Source organism: Acinetobacter seifertii, assembly GCF_000368065.1.
GTDB classification, from domain to species: domain Bacteria; phylum Pseudomonadota; class Gammaproteobacteria; order Pseudomonadales; family Moraxellaceae; genus Acinetobacter; species Acinetobacter seifertii.
In genome coordinates this window covers 128,398-147,879 of record NZ_KB851200.1, presented here as the reverse complement: position 1 = coordinate 147,879, position 19,482 = coordinate 128,398, and the positions used below count along the sequence as shown (strand labels likewise).

Annotated in this window: 17 protein-coding genes; 3 read left to right on the top strand and 14 right to left on the bottom strand. The window is 39.9% G+C overall.

The genetic code is table 11. From position 1 onward, the window contains the following. Positions 1-167: 167 nt before the first annotated feature. The 3 genes from F985_RS08005 to xerA form a co-directional block, all read right to left on the bottom strand. Complete coding sequence (locus F985_RS08005; protein WP_004699815.1) at positions 168-1,100, bottom strand: electron transfer flavoprotein subunit alpha/FixB family protein; 933 nt, start codon at positions 1,098-1,100, stop codon at positions 168-170. Positions 1,101-1,117: 17 nt separating this feature from the next. Beyond that, positions 1,118-1,867: an electron transfer flavoprotein subunit beta/FixA family protein gene (locus F985_RS08000; protein ID WP_004699812.1), complete on the bottom strand. Its 750-nt coding sequence runs from the start codon at positions 1,865-1,867 to the stop codon at positions 1,118-1,120. Positions 1,868-2,332: 465 nt separating this feature from the next. After that, positions 2,333-3,220 (bottom strand): site-specific tyrosine recombinase/integron integrase, encoded by an 888-nt coding sequence (gene xerA / locus F985_RS07995; protein ID WP_077165743.1) that lies wholly within the window; start codon positions 3,218-3,220, stop codon positions 2,333-2,335. Between the two features lie 164 nt (positions 3,221-3,384). On the opposite strand from xerA, the gene F985_RS07990 reads away from it, so the two are divergent. Then, positions 3,385-4,008, top strand: a complete 624-nt coding sequence (locus tag F985_RS07990) for a LysE family translocator (RefSeq protein ID WP_025469078.1) — start codon at positions 3,385-3,387, stop codon at positions 4,006-4,008. 49 nt (positions 4,009-4,057) lie between these two features. Here F985_RS07990 and F985_RS07985 read toward each other — a convergent pair whose 3' ends face one another. The 6 genes from F985_RS07985 to F985_RS07960 all read right to left on the bottom strand — a co-directional run bounded on the left by F985_RS07985 (position 4,058) and on the right by F985_RS07960 (position 10,486). Next, positions 4,058-4,663: an alpha/beta fold hydrolase gene (locus F985_RS07985; RefSeq protein WP_004699806.1), complete on the bottom strand. Its 606-nt coding sequence runs from the start codon at positions 4,661-4,663 to the stop codon at positions 4,058-4,060. 102 nt (positions 4,664-4,765) lie between these two features. Next, on the bottom strand, positions 4,766-5,611 hold the full coding sequence (gene dapF / locus F985_RS07980) for a diaminopimelate epimerase (protein WP_004699803.1): 846 nt from the start codon (positions 5,609-5,611) through the stop codon (positions 4,766-4,768). A 5-nt stretch (positions 5,612-5,616) separates the two neighbouring features. Further along, on the bottom strand, positions 5,617-6,867 hold the full coding sequence (lysA, locus tag F985_RS07975; protein ID WP_004699801.1) for a diaminopimelate decarboxylase: 1,251 nt from the start codon (positions 6,865-6,867) through the stop codon (positions 5,617-5,619). A gap of 22 nt (positions 6,868-6,889) precedes the next feature. Then, positions 6,890-7,114 (bottom strand): LPS translocon maturation chaperone LptM, encoded by a 225-nt coding sequence (lptM, locus tag F985_RS07970; RefSeq protein ID WP_004699798.1) that lies wholly within the window; start codon positions 7,112-7,114, stop codon positions 6,890-6,892. A gap of 140 nt (positions 7,115-7,254) precedes the next feature. Then, positions 7,255-8,661, bottom strand: coding sequence for an amino acid permease (locus F985_RS07965; RefSeq protein WP_031944427.1), 1,407 nt, complete (start codon positions 8,659-8,661; stop codon positions 7,255-7,257). A 301-nt stretch (positions 8,662-8,962) separates the two neighbouring features. Further along, on the bottom strand, positions 8,963-10,486 hold the full coding sequence (locus F985_RS07960; protein WP_004699794.1) for an alanine/glycine:cation symporter family protein: 1,524 nt from the start codon (positions 10,484-10,486) through the stop codon (positions 8,963-8,965). Between the two features lie 339 nt (positions 10,487-10,825). On the opposite strand from F985_RS07960, the gene radA reads away from it, so the two are divergent. Both radA and F985_RS07950 read left to right on the top strand, forming a co-directional pair. Further along, entirely contained in the window at positions 10,826-12,214 is a 1,389-nt protein-coding gene (gene radA, locus F985_RS07955) for a DNA repair protein RadA (RefSeq protein ID WP_004699791.1), read from the top strand. 82 nt (positions 12,215-12,296) lie between these two features. After that, positions 12,297-13,277, top strand: coding sequence for a Tim44 domain-containing protein (locus tag F985_RS07950; RefSeq protein WP_004699790.1), 981 nt, complete (start codon positions 12,297-12,299; stop codon positions 13,275-13,277). A gap of 57 nt (positions 13,278-13,334) precedes the next feature. On the opposite strand, the gene epmA is transcribed toward F985_RS07950, so the two are convergent. From epmA to F985_RS07925, 5 genes are all read right to left on the bottom strand, one after another. Beyond that, positions 13,335-14,309: an EF-P lysine aminoacylase EpmA gene (gene epmA / locus F985_RS07945; RefSeq protein WP_004699788.1), complete on the bottom strand. Its 975-nt coding sequence runs from the start codon at positions 14,307-14,309 to the stop codon at positions 13,335-13,337. Further along, on the bottom strand, positions 14,306-15,373 hold the full coding sequence (locus tag F985_RS07940; protein WP_004699786.1) for a 4-phosphoerythronate dehydrogenase: 1,068 nt from the start codon (positions 15,371-15,373) through the stop codon (positions 14,306-14,308). Before F985_RS07940 ends, epmA begins: the two co-directional genes overlap by 4 nt. 104 nt (positions 15,374-15,477) lie before the next feature. Further along, positions 15,478-15,870 carry a YkvA family protein gene (locus F985_RS07935; protein ID WP_004699783.1) on the bottom strand — a complete coding sequence of 131 codons (393 nt, stop codon included), beginning with the start codon at positions 15,868-15,870 and terminating at the stop codon, positions 15,478-15,480. A gap of 107 nt (positions 15,871-15,977) precedes the next feature. Next, positions 15,978-16,769: a formate dehydrogenase accessory sulfurtransferase FdhD gene (gene fdhD / locus F985_RS07930; protein ID WP_004699781.1), complete on the bottom strand. Its 792-nt coding sequence runs from the start codon at positions 16,767-16,769 to the stop codon at positions 15,978-15,980. 78 nt (positions 16,770-16,847) lie between these two features. After that, positions 16,848-19,256: an FdhF/YdeP family oxidoreductase gene (locus F985_RS07925; RefSeq protein ID WP_004699779.1), complete on the bottom strand. Its 2,409-nt coding sequence runs from the start codon at positions 19,254-19,256 to the stop codon at positions 16,848-16,850. Between the last annotated feature and the right edge of the window lie 226 nt (positions 19,257-19,482).

Sequence of the window (19,482 nt, the reverse complement as noted above, 5' to 3'; positions counted from 1 at the left end):
TATCGCCATAACCTACATCGTCTTACCTTCATAAAACTATGTGATTTTTATTCTATAAAAATCAAACCTCAAATGAGATACAAGTCTCAATTATGCATTTCATATTACTATTTCCAATAAAAAAACCCTTAGTAAAACTAAGGGTTTTTAACTTTAATCAATATAGATTAAAGCTTAGATACCAATTCAGGTACTACAGCGTTCAAATCACCAACTAACCAGTAGTCAGCAACGCTGTTGATTGGTGCTTCTTCGTCTTTGTTGATTGCAACAATAACTTTAGAATCTTTCATACCAGCCAAATGCTGGATCGCACCAGAAATACCTACAGCAATGTAAAGCTCAGGTGCAACGATTTTACCAGTTTGACCAACTTGAAAATCGTTAGGTACGAAGCCTGCATCAACTGCTGCGCGTGAAGCACCTTGTGCTGCACCAAGCTTGTCAGCTAATGGATCAAGTACTTTGTGGTAGTTCTCACCAGAACCCACACCACGACCACCAGATACAACAATACGAGCAGCTGTTAATTCTGGACGATCAAGTTTAACGATTTCTTCAGATACAAACTTAGAAATGCCTGCATCTTTTACTTCGCCAACTGTTTCAATCGCAGCAGAACCACCTTCCGCAGCAACTGGATCAAATGCTGTACCACGAACAGTACCAACAATGATTGCTTCGTCAGATTGAACAGTTGCAATTGCGTTACCAGCATAGATTGGACGCTTGAATGTGTTAGCAGATTCAACAGAAATAATGTCTGTGATCATACTTACATCAAGAAGTGCAGCAACACGTGGAAGAATGTTCTTACCAGTAGTGGTAGAAGCAGCTAAAACGTATTTGTAACCTTTAGCTAAATCAGCAACTAAGCCAGCTACGTTTTCAGCTAATTGATTTGCATAAGCCGCGTTGTCAGCAAGCAATACTTTGCTTACGCCAGCAACTTTAGCAGCAGCGTCAGCAACTGCTTGAGCGCCTGAACCAGCAACTAATACAGTAATATCACCACCGATTTTTTGTGCTGCAGCAACAACGTTTAAAGTAGCACCGTTAAGTGTTTGGTTGTTGTGATCAGCGATAACTAAAATACTCATGATTTTATCCTTCCGTATTAGATCACTTTCGCTTCATTTTTCAATTTTTCTACAAGCTCATCTACAGATTTCACTTGTACGCCAGCTTTACGTTCTGCTGGAGCTTCAACTTTAACAGTTTTAAGCTTAGTACCAGCTGTAACACCGTAATCAGCAGGAGATTTAGTATCAAGCGGTTTTTTACGAGCTTTCATAATGTTAGGCAATGCTGCATAACGTGGCTCGTTTAAACGCAAGTCAGTTGTAATGATTGCAGGAAGTGCAAGCTCAACAGTTTGTAAACCACCGTCGATTTCACGAGTCACTTGTACTTTACCGCCATCTACTTTCACTTCAGAAGCGAACGTACCTTGACCAGCACCTAATAATGCGCCAAGCATTTGACCTACTTGGTTAGAGTCATCATCAATTGCTTGTTTACCAAGAAGGATAAGTTCTGGTTTTTCAGCATCAACAACACCTTTTAAGATTTTAGCAACTTCTAAAGCGCCAATTTCGTCAGTGGTTTCAACTAAAATACCGCGGTCTGCACCCAAAGCCATTGCAGAACGGATTTGTTCTTGAGCTTCTTTAGGGCCAACAGAAACAACAACGATTTCTGATACTGTTCCTTTTTCTTTTAAGCGAACCGCTTCTTCCACTGCGATTTCACAAAATGGGTTGATTGACATTTTAACGTTGGTAAGGTCAACCCCACTATTGTCCGGCTTAACACGAACTTTAACGTTGGCATCAACCACGCGTTTTACAGCAACAAGAGCCTTCATGTAATCCTCGGCTGTTCTAGCAAAAGTAAATGTTGAGAAAAGTATATTAACTCTTCGATTAAAATTTTTTAGGTACCCTATCTTGCAATGTGTTTGGCATTTCGGTCAAGTCACAATTTTCTGGAACAGTACAAAAAAAATGAAATCATCAGTTCATAAAAAAAATTTTATACATGATTACCCTCTATTTTATTCTTTTTAAAGTCTATTTTATACATTGATTTTTATTATCTTTTTATTTTATTTACCTTATTAGTAAGAAGCATAAGCACGGTGTAAAAGACTCAAAATTTGTCGTTTTCAGGCTATATATGCTGACAAATTGTGCAAAGATCAAAATGGTCAATTGGGTAATTTCACCCTTTTTCTTTATACAAATTTGTAAATAAATACAAATGATCTCTACATTCACCTTATTTAGTGCAATCAAAGTCGCGTATTGATAAATAATTTAACTTAAATGACTTAATGCTTGGTCGCTCGCGGATGAGCTTGATCATACACTTGAGCCAAATGATCAAAATCGATATGCGTATAAATTTGCGTAGTCGATAAGTTGCTATGGCCTAACATTTCTTGGACTGAACGCAAATCACCGCTACTCGATAACATATGGCTAGCGAAACAATGTCGAAGTAAATGCGGATGTAAATCGACATTTACACCGGCTCTTTGCGCCTGAAGTTTTACACGTTTCTCGATTTGCCGTGGAGTGAGTACACCACCACGCTGTGAAATAAATACAAAAGCATTTTGATCAAAATGCCCTTTCCAGATTTTATAAATTTTGAGCCAGTTCAATAGACTTTCTTTTGCCTTTTTCCCAAACGGGACAATACGGGTTTTATTTCCTTTACCCGTAATACGAACAAGATGACGATTAAAATCGATATCTTTAATGGTTAGGCCCTGTAGTTCAGCGAGTCGTAAACCACTTGAGTACAGTAGTTCCAACATGGCTTTGTCTCTTAACCAAAGCTGCTGATCAATTGGTTTTTCCGGCATGGGTTGATCTAAAATTTGATTAACCGTTTCTATGTCGATCATGCCCGGCAAGAGTCTAGGCTGGCGTTTTAACTTAAAATCGTCAGTGGGATTAATTTCTAGATATTTGCCCTGTTCAGCCCATTTCATAAACTGACGAATAGAAGTAAGATGACGCTGCATACTACTTGCGCTTAACTGGTCTTGCTCAACACGTTGAGCTAGATATTCACGTAAATCTGAAGCTTCAACATTTTTTAAATCAATTTTTTTTGAGTCACAGAACTCAAGAAAGCTTTTCACATCTCGCTCATAAGCCGTGATTGTATGCTCAGACTGATTTTGAATTTTTCTTTCTTTTAACCACATCGAGAGCAGTTGTAATGCAAAATCCAAATTGCTCTCCATTTATTTACCCATTTTTTTGAGTGTACCAAAAACTAATTGATCATGAAAATTTCATATCGCACAGCATAATGAATCTAACTTATATATTACACTTCACTTTAAGTATTCGTCGGAACCTTGCTGTCATGACTACCATACTCATTCCCTACTTAATTGCCATTACTTTACTTACGCTTACTCCTGGCTTAGATACGACTTTAATTATTCGTACCGCTACACTTGAAGGTAAATCAAAAGCATTTCAAGCAGCTGTAGGCATTTGTCTTGGTTGTATTGCTTGGGGAATTGTAGTTGCTTGTGGTCTGGGTGCTTTACTCATGGCTTCTGATTTAGCTTTTAATATTCTGAAATGGATGGGAGCCACTTATTTAGCGTGGTTGGGTTTAAATATGATCTTAAAACCACGTAGCCAACTCACAGATATGCAAGAAAGCAACTCAAATGCCTCTTCTTCACAGAATTGGTTTGTTAAAGGTTTTTTGGGTAACTTACTTAATCCAAAAGTCGGAATTTTTTATATTTCATTTCTTCCACAGTTTATTCCACCACAAGCATCAGCTTTCATTTGGGTAATGGGGCTGGTGATGATTCATGTCATCATTGGAATGTTATGGTTAACTTTATTAATTCTAGCCATGCAATCACTTTCACGTTATTTAAAGCAACCTAAGTTTGTGAAATATATGGACCGAATTACAGGCAGTATTTTTGTGTTGTTCGCATTGAAATTAGCTTTGAGTAAGAGATAAATTTTAAAAAGCGTGCTAAGGCATAGCACGCTAAATAAGAGTTAAAAAATTACATTAGGCCTTTTAAGTAGTTTTCTATTTGGACTGCAACTTCATCGGCTTTTTTTTCTGCTAATTGATGGTCCCCACCTTTCACAACATATAACGTCGACTTTTCAAACTTTTGATTTAAATATTGACCTACCTGAACTGGGCTCACTGGATTGTTATCGCCCCAGATTAATAAAGTTTCAACATTTATATCTGGCAAAAACTCTTCATAGTTAGCATGAGTGGTAACAAACCAATCTGGATATTTTAAAAATGTTTGGCGATATGCTTCACGCCAGTCTTGAACATTAAATCTTTTAAGGTTGATTCCACCAGAAGTAGCAATTAAGACCAGCCCTTTCACCAAATGAGGTTTTTGTAGCGCTGCGGCAACGGCAAAAATCCCACCCATAGATTGGGCAACAATGATAGATTCTTCATTAATTTGATCGACCACATAATTTGTTAGGTCTTCAAAACTCTTCACTTCAAGGGATTCTGGTGTATCTCCAAAACCAGGGTAACCAATAATTTTTGTACGGTATTGCTGAGGTAATTTTTCAATTAAAGGATGCCAAAATGCAGTACTGCCTGACGCACCGGGTAAGAAAATTAAATTATTCATATTTTTTATAAAGTAATGAAATTAAAAAATTATTGTACATATAAAAAAAGCCTCTTTTATCACTTTAACTGATGAAAAGAGGCTTCTATTTAGGCTAAGCGATTAACCTTGGAAATAACGTAAATCCAAACGCCCATCATATACATGGGTTGTTGGACCAGTCATCCAAACAACATCACCTTCTTGCCATTCAATTTGTAGCTTACCGCCGGCAAGTTCAACTTCAACTGAGTTAGCAAGCAAACCACGGCGCATGCCACTGACCGCAGCAGCACATGCTCCTGTACCACAAGCGAGTGTTTCACCTACACCACGTTCAAATACACGTAAACGCACATGCTTTTCATCAATTACTTGCATAAAACCAGCATTCACACGTTCAGGGAATCGTTGATGTGATTCAACTTGTGGGCCAATACCTGCTACATCAGCAGTGAGTACGTCTGGAACAATAGTGACCGCGTGTGGGTTACCCATGTTGACCACATCAATACTAATGTTTTGGTCATTTGCTAACTCAAGTGTATATAAAGCTTCTGGTTGCTCAGCAATAAATGGAATTTCATTTGGTAGAAACTTTAGGTAGCCCATATTTACGCGCACCCAACCATTTTGCCCAAGCTCTGGCTTTACAATACCTGCTTTGGTTTGTACGGTGATGTTGGTTTTATTGGTTAAATGACGTTCATGTACAAAACGAGCGAAACAACGTACGCCATTACCACACTGTTCAACCTCAGAACCATCTGCATTGAAAATGCGATATTTAAAGTCAGCTTCTGGTAAATCTGGTGGCTCAACAATTAAAAGCTGGTCAAAGCCAACACCAAAGTGTCGATCTGCCAAACGTTGAATGGTTGCCGTATCTAAGTAAGCTCTTTGGCTAATCAGGTCAACCACCATAAAGTCATTGCCTAGGCCATGCATTTTGGTAAATTCTAATAACATCTCATTTACTCCTCAGGCAATAAACGTTCTTTTTCCCAAAGCGACTCAACCGTTTCACGTTCACGAATTAAATAGCTCTTTTCACCTGATACCATGACTTCTGCAGCACGGCCACGCGTGTTGTAATTTGAACTCATGACAAAGCCATAAGCCCCTGCACCGAGTACAGCCAACAAGTCATTTTCTTGTAATGCGAGTGAGCGGTCTTTACCAATAAAGTCACCTGTCTCACAAATCGCACCAACGAGATCCCATACTTTTTCTTCAGTATCGGTACGTGGTACAACAGGCTGAATATCCATCCAAGCTTCATATAAAGCAGGACGAATCAAATCATTCATTGCTGCATCAATAATGGCAAAGTTGCGATGTGTAGTTGGTTTAAGCAAATCAACTTTAGTTAAAAGTACACCCGCATTTGCACTAATGCTACGGCCCGGCTCCATATAAACCTTAAGACCTAACTTTTCTAAAGCTGGTTTCATAGAGTTTGCATATTCTTCAACACTTGGCGGTGTTTCATCTTTATAACAAACCCCTAAACCACCACCGATATCGATATGTTTAAGATTGATACCAAGTTTTTTCAACTCATCAATCATTAGCATGACACGGTCTAAAGCATCAACAAACGGTTTAGTTTCAGTGAGCTGTGAACCAATGTGACAATCAATACCTACAATTTCAAGATTAGGTAAAGAAGCTGCATATTGATAAGTTTCATAAACGGTATCACTTGGAATACCAAATTTATTTTCTTTTAAACCAGTTGAAATATAAGGATGCGTTTTTGCATCAACGTCTGGATTTACACGTAAAGAAATCGGCGCTTTCTTGCCTAAACGAGCTGCCACTTTTTGAAGGCGGTCTAATTCGGCATAAGACTCTACGTTAAAGCAAGCAATACCTACATTGAGTGATGTTTCAATATCTGCTTCGGTTTTACCTAAACCTGAAAAAACAACTTTAGATGCATCCCCACCCGCTTTTAAAACGCGTGCCAGCTCACCACCAGATACAATATCAAAACCCGCACCAAGTTTTGCCAAGACACTAAGAACCGCTAAATTTGAGTTAGATTTCACCGCGAAACAGATTTGATGATCAATAAAGTCAAAAGCACGGTCCATATCCAAGTAATGTTTTTCAAAAGCCGCTTTTGAATAAACATACAAAGGGGTGCCAAATTGCTGCGCAAGCTGCTCCATAGAACATTGCTCTGCATGCAATACTCCATTAATGCGAGTGAAACTCATGAATGTGTCCTTATTTCAAAGCTTAAGGTGATGTAGTTTGGTTTTGGGCTGATGATGACTCGACTGGCTGTTCAGACTTTTCATCCTTTTGCACAGCTGGTTTTGATTCTTTATTACGATAAAGCAAGTATTTTGCACGGTTGTCATAATTTGGATCAGAAGGTAGCTGCAATGCTCCTGACTGACCGCAAGCTGTAAGCAAAATACTGCTGCTCAATAAACTGATGAGGCAAATGACACGAAGCATCTGAGCACCTGATTTAAACAATTCGATGCAGTATACCGTGATCATGCAAGCGGCTAAAGAGTAAACTTAAAGAGAAAAACAATATGCATAAAAAACGCCAGCTTTTCAGCCAGCGTTTAGTCATAAGCAAATCAATTTCATTACTTTTTATGACGTGGTTTATAAAAGAAGAAATAACCAATGATCAAGATAACAAACCAAATTGGGCTGACTTTAAGCGCTTTAAACGTGTCTGGCTCTAAAGACAACACGTAAATCATGCCCACAAAGAAAATAATCGTGATCCAACAGGTAAATAAACCACCCGGCAATTTAAATGTTGATTTGGCATGCAGTTCAGGACGCGTCGTGTAGTAACGGATATAACTCCAGATAATAAGTAACCACACGCAAATGAACAGAATGGTTGAAAGCGTCGTTGCTAGCGTAAATGCTTCTACTGTATTAGGTACAAAATACTGTAATGCTGCACCTAACAATAAACACGCAGCAGAGAAATACAATGCATTTGCAGGTACTGCACGTTTGTTAAGTTTACCAAAAGCTTTTGGTCCCTGATCTTCACGCGATAGACCAAATAACATACGACTTGTTGAAAACACGCCACTGTTCATTGATGACATCACTGATGACAGTACCACCAAGTTCATCAAGATTGCTGCTGCTGCAACACCTGCTTGGCTAAACAAGTTTACAAACGGGCTAATCGCTGGATCAATTCTATTCCACGGCGTTACAGACATCACAATAAGCAATGCCAACACATAGAAAATAATGATACGAATTGGAATGGAGTTAATTGCTTTTGGCAAGTTACGTGCTGGATCTTTTGTTTCCGCAGCCGTTGTTCCCACAAGTTCGACACCAACGAAAGCAAAGATTGCAATCTGGAAACCAGCCAAGAAGCCATGTACACCTGTTGGGAAGAAACCACCATTCGCCCACAAATGAGTAAATGAAGCAACCTCACCCGTACTAGACGTAAAGCCAGTAAAGATCATCCATAGACCTACAGCAATTAAAATGATAATTGCTAAAATCTTAATGAGTGCAAACCAGAACTCTAACTCACCAAATAAACGTACTGTCAGTAGGTTTAAACCCATAATAAATACAATAGCGGCAACACTAATCATTGCCCCTTCGACAGGCGAGAAAGGTAGACCATTATTGAAGAATTGTAAGTAGTAGATAATTGCAGAAAGGTCAGCGATACCAATCGTGATCCAACATAACCAGTATGTCCATCCCACAAAGTAACCCGCCCATGGACCGATTAAATCAGTGGTGAAGTCAATAAATGATTTATAGGCAAGATTTGAAAGAAGTAATTCACCAAGCGCGCGCATGACAAAAAACACCATCACGCCAATAATCAAATAAATGAATAAGATCGATGGACCAGCAAGACTAATTGTTTTGCCTGATCCCATAAATAATCCAGTGCCAATTGCACCGCCAATCGCGATCAGCTGTAAATGCCGATTAGAGAGGCTTCGATGGAGTTCACCTTGTTCATGAGGCTCACTCAGATTTTGATTCGACATTTTATGAATACACTCCAGTAATTTTTTTAGTCCGTTAGCTAAATCCAAATCAAAAAGACGATATCGCACCATTTGCAGGTATCTTTTAAATGTATATTTTTTGACAACTTTTCAGCTAACCAATTTTGTCTGTATGGCTGATAATTTAAAGATACATACCATTAAATCTGATAATACGCACAAGAATCAAGCAATACAACGCACATCTTTGGAACATGCAGTTTCTCATTTAATGATCAATCTCATATAAAAAAAGGTGGTCAATATGACCACCTTTTGTGAGTTATGTTATCTCTAAAATTTAACTACCTGTTTTTTTCAACTGTGTATCTGTTTCTTGTTTTTTCTTCAAGCGTTCCTCCCAGAATGTTGCATTTTTAATTCCTAATTTAATAGGATCAAAAGTGTATTCTTTTACTCCAGCTTTTTGCTGCGTTTCATAATCTTTTAGTGCTTTAATTGTTGGCTTCCATACAAAATAAGTCACAATAATCCCGACAATATTAATCCATGCCATTAAGCCTACACCAATATCACCTATTCCCCATATATAGCCTGTCGCGCTTAAAACTCCATAAGATACAGATAGAATAATGAAGCACTTCGTCACAAATAATAAAGATGGAGATTTTGTAATATAACTTAGATAAGTAATATTAGTCTCAGCAATGTAGTAGTAAGCAACTATAGTAGTGAATGCAAAGAAGAAGACAGCTAAAGCCACAAAAATCTGACCAAAATTACCAAACATTGTGCTTACTGCCATCTGTGTAAATGCAGGAGAACCTAATTCCACAGTAGCTTCAACATTTTGCAAAATGAACTGACCCGCCTCTAATGTTCCTTGCACATTATATTTGCCAGTAATTAAAATCATAAAGGCAGTAGCTGAGCATACAAATAAAGTATCGACGTAAATAGAAAATGCCTGAACAAAACCTTGTTGAGCCGGGTGCTGAACTTCGGCAGCAGCGGCGGCGTGTGGACCAGTTCCTTGCCCAGCTTCATTTGAATAAACACCACGTTTTACTCCCCAGCCGATCGCAGCACCAAGACCTGCCATAGGAGAAAAAGCATCATTAAAAATTAATTTGATTACTGCTGGTAGTTCGTGAATATTTGCAATAACAATTACAACAGCCATTAAAATATAACCAGCTGCCATAAATGGAACAACAAATTCAGCAAACCGCGCAATTCGTTTAATACCACCAAAAATAATGATGGCAAGTAAACCAACAATTACGACAAGTGCAACAAGTTTAAATAAACCAATATCACCAAATATAATTGTTCCTTCACCAGTAATCTGAGTAAACGCCTTACCTACAGCATTTGCCTGAATACCCGGTAAGAACAAACCACAAGAAACAATAGCTGCAATAGCAAATACAATTCCTAACCAACGCTGACCTAAACCTCTATCAAAATAAAATGCTGGGCCACCACGATATTGTCCCTGATACTCAACTTTATAGATTTGACCTAAAGTCGATTCTACGTATGCCGTACTTGCTCCTAAAAATGCAACTAACCACATCCAAAAGACAGCACCAGGCCCACCAAAGCCAATTGCTGCCGCAACACCTGCAATATTACCCACACCCACGCGACCAGATAATGAAACGGCTAAAGCCTGAAAAGATGAAATCCCTTGTTCAGAAGAAGTCCCTTTTATTAATAGTCTAGCCATTTCCTTCATTTGACGCACTTGAACAAATCTTGTCAAAATAGAAAAAAATAAACCCGCGCCTAAGCACAGGTAAATAAGTGCCTTACTCCAAATAATGCCATTAATCCAATCAACAATTTCTGCTGCACTCATAGATATCAACCTTTGTATTTTTAAAATACAATACTCATATTATTTTGTTCATTTTCACTTCAGCAATATCCATGCCATACTTATAATAAACAGTGAGATATATACCTCAGTAAAAACACCTTCCTTGGGGATAGCTTAGATTTTTTATATCCACTGAAAACAAACTCTATCTGACTTGTAAAAATCTTATATCGTGTTATTTTTGGTGTCTTTCCCTTATTAGTTCCTTAGAAGATCTCTTCAAATTCCATATTATCTTTTATGAAAATTTTTGGAAAAAGAATGAAAAACCTCCTAAGAACTATATTTATATAATATCGAGCAAAATTTCAATTTTTTATGAGTAAAGCCAAAACTGTTTACCGTTGCGAGCAATGTGGTGCCGATCATCTTAAATGGGCTGGTCAGTGCTCAGAATGTGGTGAATGGAATTCTCTGACTGAAGTCAAACTCGAGCCAACTACAGCCCATCGCGCGCGTCCTAAAATTGGGGGTTATGCAGGCCAAGTTGCCAATATCACAACACTAAATAAAGTTTCGGTTTCTCATGAAACCCGCTTACCTACAGGTATTAGCGAGTTTGACCGTGTACTTGGTGGTGGTTTGGTCACAGGCTCAGTGGTACTGATTGGTGGTGACCCTGGTATTGGTAAATCGACTATTCTTTTGCAAACCGCAACCCATATGGCAAGTGCAAAAAGCTCTGCACTTTATATTACGGGTGAAGAGTCATTGTCTCAGGTGGCCTTACGTGCTCAGCGTCTTGACTTGCCTACTGACCAATTAAAAGTCATGGCTGAAACCTGTGTTGAACGCATTTGTGAAGTTTTAGAGCAAGAAAAACCTGTTGTTGCAATTTTAGATTCAATTCAAACGCTTTACACAGAAACGCTCCAATCTGCACCAGGGGGTGTCTCACAAATTCGTGAATCTGCTGCTTTATTGACCCGTTATGCAAAAAATAGTGGCACGGCACTCTTTATTGTTGGTCACGTGACCAAAGAAGGTGCGCTCGCAGGTCCACGTGTTTTAGAACATATGGTGGACTGCGTACTTTATTTTGAAGGTCAGTCAGACTCACGTTATCGTATGATTCGTGCTGTTAAAAACCGTTTTGGTGCAGTGAATGAGCTTGGCGTATTTGGCATGACCGATAAAGGCTTACGCGAAGTAGCCAACCCTTCTGCTATTTTCTTAAGTCGTTATGATGAAGCCATTCCCGGTTCAATTGTTATGATTAGCCGTGAAGGTACTCGCCCCCTTTTGGTTGAAGTTCAAGCTTTAGTCGATGATGCGCAAGGACAACCACGACGTGTCGCTCTTGGTCTTGAACAAAACCGCTTAAACATGTTACTTGCTGTCATGCACCGTCATGGTGGTGTGCAAACCACAGGACAAGATGTCTATGTCAATATTGTCGGTGGTTTAAAAATTACTGAAACAGGTTCTGACTTAGCTGTTTTACTTGCCTGTGCTTCGAGTTTACGTACCAAAGCATTACCACAGCAACTTGCAGTTTTTGGTGAAGTTGGACTTTCAGGTGAAATTCGCCCAGTACCAAATGGACAAGAGCGCTTGAAAGAAGCAGCAAAACATGGCTTTAAATATGTCATTTTACCTAGAGGCAACGCACCACAAAAAGAGATTCCGGGCGTTCAAGTGATTGCTGTGGCACGCTTACATGAAGCCCTCACTGAAGCAATGCAACTCAGTGATGAATTGACATAAAAAAACATATTTTTATAGTTGAAATTTAGTGTAAATGGCTGCATAAATACAATTACAAATTAATTTTAAACAGGAATTTCCTATGGAAGTACACCAGCGCGGCTTGATAACGGGTATTTTAATGGCTGCTTTGGCAATTTCTCCGCTTGCTGAAGCAAAACGTGCAGGTGGTGGTAAAAGCCACGGCATGGCACGCTCTACCACTTCAAGCCAGTCATATCAACAACCTCGTCAAGTGGCTCCAGTTCAACAACCTGCTACAGCACCTCAAAGATCTGGTCCGGGTGTGGGTTCAATGGTTGCGGCTGGTGTAGCTGGTGCTGCCGTAGGTGCTGTTGCAGCAAATGCTTTAGCTGATGATAAACCAACATCAACTGAACAACGTGTAACCCAGCCAGACAATCAGCAACAAGCTGCTCAACAACAAGAGAAGAAAGGTGGTATCCCAGGTTGGTTATGGGTATTACTTGCTGCTGCTGTTGCCTTTTTTGTATTTCGCAAATTTGGCGGGAAAAAAAAATTAGCAGCGAATAATCCTTATGCTCCAAACAGCAACGGTCAAAACACTTTTGGACGTTCGGCTACGCCAACTAACTCAAATGACAACACCAATATTTTTGGTCAGTCGGTTGCTGGCGGTACAGCTGCAACTCAGGCTCCGTTTGGTGGTGCAACAACAAGTAACGGCAACCAGTTACCAGATGGTAGCGAGCCTGCTTCTTTCTTACGTGTTGCTCGTCAGCGTTTTAACCACATTCAGTCAATTAACAGTGCAAGTAACGTTGAAGAAATTCGTCGCTACTTAACACCTGAGCTTTATAACTCTATGTATAACGACATCATGGAGAATCAAGATCAGGACGTTGCTGAATTTAGTAACTTAAATGCAATGGTTGTAGACAGTGCGACTGAAAATGGTCAATACATTGTGAGCGTACGCTTCACAGGTACAGTAAGTGAAGATTTAAATAGCTTGCCACAGCCATTTACTGAAATCTGGCACTTTGTAAAACCTGTTGGCTCTCAGCAAGACTGGGTTGTTGCAGGTATTCAACAAGCTTAATTTAACTAAGCTCTAAATAAAAAAGCCACAATATGTGGCTTTTTTATTTGCTCGCCCTCAGGCAATTTCGGCTGGAAATGCGATGACTTTTTCAATTTTAAGTTGATCGGTTGCAACCATGAGTAAACGGTCTATGCCTAAAGCAATTCCTGAACATTCAGGCATGTGAGGTAACGCAGCCAATAAGTGCTCATCTAAGGGCATGACATGAAGCCCTTGCTTAGCCCGTTCTGCATTATCTGCTTCAAAGCGTGAACGTAACACGTCTGCATCGAGCAATTCATCGTAGGCATTGGCAAGTTCCAGACCTTCGATATAGACCTCAAAACGCGCTGCGACCTCTTCCCCATCTTCATCTACTTTCACTTTCGCCAAAGACGCCATTTCTGGTGGAAAGTCAGTTAAAAAGACAGGTGCATCAAAACCTAAACTTGGCTCAACAAAATGAGAAAACAACAAATCCATATAAGCTAAGCGGTCGTCACCTAAATCGAGATTTAACCCCACACGATTTGCTGTATCTTTGAGTTGTTTCAAAGTGGCCTGCAAAGGGTTAATGTCTAAACGGTCCTGAAAAGCATGCTTATAACTTAAAATAAATGGACGAACTTCACCAAAACGATGCTGCAAACAAGTTTGTAATAAATCGGCTGTTTCATGCATTAATGCTTTTAAGTCTAAACCCGGACGGTACCATTCAAGCATGGTAAATTCACTATTGTGTTTACGCCCGTGTTCATCATCTCGGAAAACCTTACAGATTTGATAAATCGGCCCACTACCACTTGCTAGCAAACGTTTCATGGCAAACTCTGGCGAGGTTTGTAAATACTGAGTCTGCAATTTGCCATGAATATGACGCAAAGTCTGAACCGAAGCTAAATGCACATCGGTAACGCCTGCTTGTGAAACGATTGGTGTTTCAACTTCCATGACATCACGTTCTGCAAAGAACTGACGAATTTGGGTATAAAGCTTAGCACGAGCCTTTAAAGCATCAATTGAACAAGTAGGTTGATAACTTAAACTCATGCCTGTGGTTCCCCGTGTGCTGCCCATTCACGGCGCAGCGGATAATTCTTACGTAATAAATCAAATGCTTTTTGCTCTACTTTACCGTCTTTAACACAGGCACGGATGTTGGCATCATCTTGAGCAATATCATAAATCTGAGATAGTTTTTGCTTGAGTACTGCTTTTAAATCTTGTCCTGAAAAATAGTCTTCACATGCAGGCAACTGAGTCTCGAAACGCTTATTGATGTCATATCCAAATTTTTGGCAAAACGCTTCATAAATCATTTGTGTACCGCGAGCCTTACCTTCGAGGCTATAACCTGCAATATGCGGTGTTGCCAACGCTAACATATTTAAAAGCTCATCTGATATCACTGGCTCATGTTCAAATACATCGAGCACGACTTTACGCTGGGTACGTTGAATGTCTTGCATTAAAGCGGCTTCTTTCACGACTGGACCACGAGCGCTATTAATTAAAATTGTGTTAGGTTGAAGCGCTGCAAAAGCATTTTCGTCAAACAAATGATACGTCGCATGCTCACCGTGTTTGGTGAGCGGTACATGAATTGAAATAGCATTGGCTTGTTGCAATAGGGTTTTAAAGCTTACATTTTCAATTGAATCTAACTGCACATAGGGGTCAAAACCAATGACGTTCCAGCCAAGCAACCGAGCCATATAGGCCAAACGTTTCCCCACGTTTCCAAGACCAACGATGCCTAGCGTAAATTTTTCTTGTTGTTCTAAAAAGTTCACATCTAAATGCAGTAAAGCAGTAATCACATATTCAGCAACCGCTTGTGCATTACAACCTGCTGCATTGGCCCATGTAATATCATGCTTTTCAAGGGCTTGAATATCTAAATGATCGGTTCCGATTGTGGCACTACCCACATATTTTAAAGCTGTGTTTTGAATTAAACTTTCGTTCACTGCGGTGACTGAGCGAACCAATAAAGCTTCAACATCTTTTACATCTGCGTGCGTTAAGGTGCGTCCTGCATGGTGTTGAATATCGCCAAATTCTGAAAAAAAGTAATCGGTAAATGCCAAGTTTTCATCTGCGACGATTTTCATTGTCTGCAACTCATAGCTTATAAAAACGTTATTATCCTTTGAGTTGCAGTAAAGCACAATGTTCAGGGCGCTAAATTCACGCAGGGTTTCTAAGTTTGGCTTATCTACAAACCACCGCCTAAATAAAAATAAGCCATGAGTGCAAGTGTTATCCAAATTAGAATAATGAGTACAGCAACTAAATAATTTCGTGGCGCTTTTTCATGTTCCTCTAGCCATTCATTCGCTTGCTGTTCTGCATCAAAAATGACTTGTTCTGGTGTAAACCGAAGTGCTAACCAAATGAGTATGGGCAAAATAATCGCATCATCTACAAAACCCAAAATAGGAATAAAATCTGGAATTAAGTCGATAGGACTAAAAGCATAAGCTACAGCCACTACAGCAATAACTTTTGGCAACCAAGGCATTTGAGGATGTCTTGATGCAAACCAAAGCATAACAATCTGTTTTCTTAGACGTTTTGCCCATTCTTTTAGTGATTGTACCCAAGACATTTGGACTGTCTCTGAACCTGTAGAGTTTTATCATAATCTATAAAGTCTACCCATAGCTTAAAAGCAACAGAAATGTCAGATGAGCTTTGTTTTAAGACAAATATATTTTAAATGTCAGTATATAAAACAAACCTGTCTCCCCTACAGAAACTTGCCAATGTCAGACCAGATTGTTTAGCTAATTGAATAGCCATACTGGTCGGTGCTGAAATTGAAGCCAGTAAACTTATATTCAACTGGGCACATTTTCGTATTAGTTCATAACTTGCTCGACTGGTCATGACCACAAAACCTAAACTGGTGTCGTAGTTTTCTTGCGCTAAATAACCAATTAATTTGTCCAAGGCATTATGACGGCCAACATCTTCAAATAAAGCCACGATTTGACCATCAACCACCCAAGCTGCGGCATGTGCTCCACCTGTTAAAGCGGTAATTTCTTGCTGGGCTTTTAAATGGGAAATAGCACTCGGAATTTGCTCAAGCCATATTTTTGATGCATGCGTTGTAATTTTGGGAACATCTAAATGAAACTGCTCCAAACTTTCAATGCCACATAAACCACAACCTGTACGACCTACCATCATACGGCGGTGTTGTTTTAAAGCAGCAAATGCTCTCGATGAAATGGTCATTTCCACCGTAATGCCCAATTCACTTTGATGTACATCAAGCGCATATAGCTCTTTTAAACTGGGCAAAATACCTTCAGAGAGACTAAAACCTTTGGCAAATAATTCGACATCGGTTGGTGTTGCCATCATCACCGCATGTGAAATACCGTTATACACCAAGGCGATTGGGTACTCTTGCACAATATGATCTAAAACATTTTCAGATTCGGTTTTGTTAAACCGCTGTACTTGTAATGTTTCAACCCCATAAGCATGTGGTGTCAAAGTTATTTCCCTTATTTCAAAATGGCGCTTGTTTAGAGCGCCATTTGTTTGAGTTACATTTTAAATGTCGTGTTTGATTTAAAGACTACTGACTTTTTTATCTGCATCTTCAGGGTCAACGGCTGTTGCCAAGTTAAAGTGCTCAGGTGCATTTCCGGGATGCAAAATCACAGGAACACTTTTTGATGCTGGAATCTTGGCATATTTGTCATGACTGCTTAATGCCACTAAAGGATTGGTTTCCGGATAGTAAGCGGCCAAGCTGCCACGCGGAATGTTATACGGCACAATACGGAAACTATGCACAATACGCTTCACACCATCCGAGAAAACACTTTCAATATCGACCCACTGATTTGCTTCAAAGCCTGCTTCATCAATATCGGCTTGGTTCATAAACAATACGCGGCGCTGACCAAACACTCCGCGGTAACGGTCATCTAGACCATATAGTGTCGTGTTGTATTGATCATGAGAACGAGTGGTCATTAAGGTATATACTTTACTTTCGGTATATGCCGCAGCGTACTGATTTTCCTTATCGGCATAAACCTCACTCAAAGGTGTAATCATAAACTGCGCTTTCCCACTTTTTGTATTCCAGATGTGTTGATTAGCAGGATGCTCTAAGTGAAAGCCGCCCGGTTTATAAACACGTAAATTAAAGTCATGGAACTCATCGAATACATCGGCAATTGAGTCACGAATGCGGTCATAGCTCTCGATATACCATTTCCATTTAATCTGACTGTCTGGAAGTACCGCTTCAGCCATTCTTGCCACAATATCCGGTTCAGACAAAATATTTTTAGAAATTGGCGTGTTGCGCCCTGCCGACAAGTGAACATTACTCATTGAGTCTTCAACTGAAATGGCTTGTGGGCCGTGAAGCTGTTCATCAATTTCGGTACGGCCTAAACACGGCAAAATGAGTGCATCTTTACCACACACCAAATGACTACGATTTAATTTCGTTGCGACATGAACAGTTAAATCACATTTTCTAAGTGATTCTTGGGTATATGGGGTATCGGGGGTTGCAACTGCAAAGTTTCCACCTAAACCAATAAAGACTTTAACCTCGCCTTCAGCCATAGCTTTAATGGTTTCGACTACACCATGCCCATTTTTTCTTGGTGATTTAATACCGAATACACGGTCAATGCTATCAAGCAGTTTAGGGCTAGGCAACTCATTAATACCCATCGTGCGGTCACCTTGCACGTTACTGTGTCCACGAACCGGACAAAGTCCTGCACCCGGTCTGCCAATTTGACCACGCGCCAACAGTAAATTTGCCAGCATATGTACGTTAGCGGTTCCGTGACGGTGCTGGGTAATGCCCATACCCCAACAGAAAATTGAACGCTCAGAGTCTAAAAAGAGTTTAGCGAGTTTTTCTAAATGTTCAGGCGATAAACCTGAGTGCTTATAAATATCTGCCCACTCAGTTCTTTCCACCTCGGCAATCATTTCATCGAAACCAACGGTATTGACTGCAATAAAGTTTCGGTCAAAAACGCTTGGTTTACCTGAGGCAATTGCCTTTTTATCCCACTCATTTAAGTGCTTTAACATCCCTAACATGAGAGCATAGTCACCCCCAATTTTTGGCTGGAAATAATAACGACTAATTGGTGTACTGCCGTTAGTCATCATTTCAAGCGGTGCTTGAGGGTCTTGGAAACGCTCTAGGCCTCGTTCTTTAATTGGGTTAATCGCAATAATATTGCCACCCCGTTTAGACACTTCACGTAAAGTACCTAACATACGCGGATGGTTGGTTCCGGGGTTATGACCAAAACTAAAAATAGCATCGGCTAGGTCAAAGTCGTCTAAGGTGACCGTGCCCTTTCCTAAACCAATCGAGTCGAGCAAACCGACACTTGTGGTTTCATGACACATGTTCGAACAGTCTGGAAAGTTATTTGTACCGAAGCTTCGCACAAACAATTGATATAAAAATGCGGCTTCGTTACTGGCACGGCCCGATGTGTAAAACGCCGCTTGGTCAGGGTTGTCTAGTGCATGTAAATGTTGAGCGATGAGCTTAAATGCATCGTCCCAAGAAATAGGCACATATTTATCGGTTGCAGCATCATAACGAACTGGGTCGGTTAAGCGACCTAGGTCTTCTAGGAAAAAGTCACTTTGCTCTGACAGCCAACTGACGGTATGACCTGCAAAATATTCAGGAGTAACGGTTTTACTGGTTGCTTCAAAGACAACCGCTTTGGCACCATTTTCACAGAAGTTAAATGCGTGAGCGTCTTTCTTTTCTGGCCATGCACAGCCAGGACAGTCAAAACCTGTCGGCTGGTTAATGTTGAGTAAGGTAATTGAGCCTTTGCCTAAAATATCTTGTCGCTTTAGGTTTCGAGCAACACTGAGCAGTGCGCCCCACCCGCCAGCAGGATGAGTATATGGCTCAATTCGCGCAAAACTATTATTTTCCTGTATGTGCTTTTGTTCTTCTGAATTATCCACTTTTTCATCCTCTTATTTCTTTTACACTCAACAGGCTCAATGAAATCACAATTTAATTATGGTTTGATCAAAGCTACCCGCTGTTTACCGATGAGTAGAGTCTGCTTTTGATGTTATTGCTCAAATTTTAAAAACTGGCTCAAGGCTTCTTATAATATGTGCCATATTGTTTACAATTACAATCATTCACCCCAAGTACACCATTTAAATAATACTAATTAAAACA